Origin of the sequence: Amycolatopsis sp. SID8362 (assembly GCF_010550475.1) — a bacterium.
GTDB classification, from domain to species: domain Bacteria; phylum Actinomycetota; class Actinomycetes; order Mycobacteriales; family Pseudonocardiaceae; genus Amycolatopsis; species Amycolatopsis eburnea.
Window position 1 is genome coordinate 1 of record NZ_JAAGNB010001440.1, and the last position, 2,373, is coordinate 2,373.

4 protein-coding genes are annotated in these 2,373 nt (G+C 72.8%); 3 read left to right on the forward strand and 1 reads right to left on the reverse strand.

Annotated elements, in window-relative coordinates; all coding sequences use genetic code 11:
• Positions 1 to 582: precorrin-3B C(17)-methyltransferase (locus tag G3I65_RS44380; RefSeq protein WP_160701426.1), on the forward strand; the 582-nt coding region annotated here is incomplete at its 5' end.
• A 3-nt stretch (positions 583 to 585) separates the two neighbouring features.
• Here G3I65_RS44380 and G3I65_RS44385 read toward each other — a convergent pair.
• A complete protein-coding gene (locus G3I65_RS44385) occupies positions 586 to 1,059 on the reverse strand; it encodes a MarR family winged helix-turn-helix transcriptional regulator (RefSeq protein WP_125313813.1) in 474 nt (157 codons plus the stop codon).
• 82 nt (positions 1,060 to 1,141) lie between these two features.
• Between G3I65_RS44385 and G3I65_RS44390 the strand changes: the two genes are divergently transcribed.
• Both G3I65_RS44390 and G3I65_RS44395 read left to right on the forward strand, forming a co-directional pair.
• Entirely contained in the window at positions 1,142 to 1,783 is a 642-nt protein-coding gene (locus tag G3I65_RS44390) for an FMN-dependent NADH-azoreductase (protein ID WP_160701427.1), read from the forward strand.
• 204 nt (positions 1,784 to 1,987) lie between these two features.
• Positions 1,988 to 2,373 (forward strand): ATP-binding protein (locus G3I65_RS44395; RefSeq protein ID WP_160701428.1); only part of this gene is annotated, 386 nt, incomplete at its 3' end.

Genomic DNA, 2,373 nt, shown 5'->3' on the forward strand with positions numbered 1-2,373 from the left:
GCCGTCGCCGTGCTCGCCACCGGGTGCTCGGCCGAGGTCGCCGGGCACGCCGCGCCCACCGGCTTCGTCGTCAAGGACGGGACGGTGCTGCGGTTCCGGCCGGTCCTGGTCGAGGCGCCAGCGGGGCCGGCGGCCGGTCCCGCGGCCGAGCGGCAGAGCACCGATCCCGCCGCCCAGCAGGCCGCCGTGCAGGGGTTCGACTGCGCCCAGGGCAAGCCGGATCCGCTGGACGGCCGTGACGACCCGGTGTTGCCGCTGGTCAGCTGCGACCGCGCGCAGGGCACGAAGTACGTCCTCGGCCCCGGCTTCCTCAGCGGCGCCGACGTGAGCCGGGTGGACGCCGCGCTCGACCCGCGGACGGGCAGCTCGGTCATCAACCTCAGCTTCACCGCCAAGGGCGCGCGGACGTGGGCCGACTGGACGGCCCGGAACATCGGCAAGCAGGTCGCGATGGTGCTCAAGAGCCGCGTCCTGACCGCGCCGGTCGTCCAGTCCGCGATCACCGGCGGGGAGACCCAGATCAGCGGCAAGTTCACCCTGCCGGAGGCCAAGCAGCTGGCGAAGGACATCGCCGGCGGCTGAGCCTCAGCACTCCGCGATGCCCTCGGTGCAGGCCTGCGTCTCGGACTTGTTCGTCGCCTGGTGGAGCAGTTCGTAGAGCTGTTCGCGCTGGTCGGCGCTCAGCGCGTGGAACACCTCGTCCTCGACCGCGGCGAGCGCGAACTCGGCACGGGCGAGCAGCTTCGCGCCGACGTCGGTGAGCTCGACGACGTGCCGGCGCCGGTCGACGGGGGAGCGGCGCCGTTCGATCAGGTTCTCGGCTTCGAGGTCGTTGAGCAGCCCGACGACGTTCGTGCTGTCCATTTCCAGGGTCTTCGCCAGGTCCTGCTGCGAGCTGCCGCCCAGGTCGCGCAGGACGGTCAGGGCGATCAGGTGGCGCGGCCGCAGGCCGAGGGGCTTGAGCACGGAATCGCTGCGGGTCTGCAGCCGCCGCGTCAGCTGGCCGAGCAGCGCCCCACAGCGGTGGGGCGGCTGGTTCACGACCGGCAGCGACGTCATCTGCCCAGTATATGGGCGACTCAACAGTCGGTGTGCTATTAATGGTTTGTCTTACACCAACGATCTACGGACGGCTAACGACATGGCGCACCTCCTCCACATCGACTCGAGCATCCAGGGCGAGCGTTCGGTGAGCCGCCGGCTCAGCGCGCGGGCCGCGGCGGCGTGGCGCGCCGCGCACCCGGACGGCACGGTCACCTACCGCGACCTGGGCGCGCACCCGCTGCCCCACATCGACTCCGCGAGCGGCCTGGCCGGCATGGTGCCGCCGGAGCAGCACACGCCCGAGCAGGCGGCCGCGTGGGCGCGGACCGCCGAGCTGGTCGGCGAGATCAAGGCGGCCGACACGGTCCTGCTGGGCCTGCCGCTGTACAACTTCGGCGCGCCGAGCAGCGTCAAGACCTGGGTCGACCACCTGATCGCCCCGGGCCTGTCGGTCGACCACGAGACCCAGACGGGTCTGCTGGGCGGCCGCGAGTTCATCGTGCTGGCGTCCCGGGGCGGCGGGTACGGCGAAGGCACGCCGCGCGAAGGCTGGGACCACGCTGAGCAGTGGCTCCCGCACGGCGTCTCGCTGACCGGCCTCGAGCCGCGCTTCATCACCGCGGAGCTGACGCTGGCCCACGTCAACCCGGCGATGGCGGAGCTCATCCCGCTGGCCGACGCGAGCCTGGCGACGGCGGAGCGCACGATCGACGAGCTCTGGCTCCCCGCCCGCGTCTGACCCAAGCGCCCCAAGGTGGCCTTCGGTGCGTCAGACGCAACCAAGGCCGCCTTCGGTGCGTCTGACGCAACCAAGGCCACATTGGGGCGCTCACCTGGGGACCCGGCGGCGGCCGCGCTCGACGTGGGCGGTACCGTGCCGCCCCGGGCGGGTTGGCAGTTGCGGCACCCCGCGGAAGCCGCACCTGGGTGAGGAAGGTCAGGGTTGAGCGCGCACACCTCGCAGATGGACGACATCCGGCTCGTCGCGCAGCCGAGCGCGCTGCCGGTCACCGAGCTGTTCGTCCGCCTGATTCTCACCGACTGGTCCCTGCGGCCCATGCTGGAGCAGACGACCGCGGCCGCCCGGCGGCTGGTCGAGGCCGTGATCGAGGCCGGCAACCCGAAGGCGCCGTCCTTCGTGACGCTGCGGCTGCGGCTGAGCGCCGAGGTGCTGCTGGTCGAGGTCGACGACGACGTCCCCGGCCTGCCGGAACCGAAGGCGGGCCCCGGCGAGCGCGTCGGCGTCGAGCACGGCGTCGGCGGCGCCCGCACGACCTGGTGCGAGCTGGCGCTCCCTGGCGGGATGAACGCGCGGCAGGTGCGCCTGCC

Coding starts and splice junctions, on each gene's coding strand:
- G3I65_RS44385 (WP_125313813.1), bottom strand. CDS start 1,059: ATGACGTCGCTGCCGGTCGTGAACCAGCCGCCCCACCGCTGTGGGGCG.
- G3I65_RS44390 (WP_160701427.1), top strand. CDS start 1,142: ATGGCGCACCTCCTCCACATCGACTCGAGCATCCAGGGCGAGCGTTCG.